Genomic DNA, 733 nt, shown 5'->3' with positions numbered 1-733 from the left:
TTCCCGCCGATCTGACAGGCAAGACGGTGTTGGATATTGGTTGCAATGCCGGTTTCTATTCCATCGAGATGAAACGGCGAGGTGCTGCCCGTGTCCTCGGCATCGATTTCGATGAGGCCTATCTGGCGCAGGCCCGCTTTGCCGCCGAGATCGCCGATTGCGAGATCGAATTCCAGAAACTTTCGGTCTACGACGTCGGCGCCCTGAGTGAAACGTTCGATGTCGTGCTGTTCATGGGGGTGCTTTATCACCTGCGCCACCCCTTGCTCGCGCTCGACCTTATCCGTGAGCACGTCGCCGGTGACCTGATGATCTTCCAGTCCATGCAGCGCGGCAGCACAGATCTGCCCGAGATGGAAGAGAACTATCATTTCTGGACGCATGACCTGTTCGACCGGCCGGAATTTCCCAAGCTCCATTTCATCGAGCACCGCTATGCCGATGACCCGACCAACTGGTGGATACCCAACCGCGCCTGCACCGAAGCGATGCTGCGCAGCGCCGGTTTCGAGATCGTTCTGCACCCCGAACAGGAGGTCTATTTCTGCCGCGCCGCCGGCGACGCGGCCAGTGGGGGTCCCGTCTACCCCTCGAAAGGACAGCGCCATGATTGAAGCCGCGATGATCTGGAACGAGCCCAATAACAAATCGCATTGGGATCCCGAGCTCGACCCCGATTGGAGCCGCTTCGCCGGGATGGCAATCCTGGCGGCGGACGCAATCGCATCTGAAA

General features: G+C 59.5%; 1 protein-coding gene and 1 pseudogene. Both read left to right on the top strand.

Going from position 1 to position 733, the window contains the following annotated elements:
- Nucleotides 1-614, top strand: a 614-nt coding sequence (locus EN984_RS36590) for a TIGR04290 family methyltransferase (RefSeq protein ID WP_127384453.1), incomplete at its 5' end; no start/stop codon positions are given.
- Nucleotides 607-733, top strand: a pseudogene (locus EN984_RS39260) (beta-xylosidase); the annotation flags it as partial. The gene EN984_RS36590 and the pseudogene EN984_RS39260, both read left to right, overlap by 8 nt.

Origin of the sequence: Mesorhizobium sp. M7A.F.Ca.CA.004.12.1.1 (assembly GCF_003997835.1) — a bacterium.
Classification (GTDB): domain Bacteria; phylum Pseudomonadota; class Alphaproteobacteria; order Rhizobiales; family Rhizobiaceae; genus Mesorhizobium.
The sequence above is the reverse complement of the archived record's forward strand: the minus strand, read 5'-3'. Positions and strand labels throughout refer to the sequence as shown.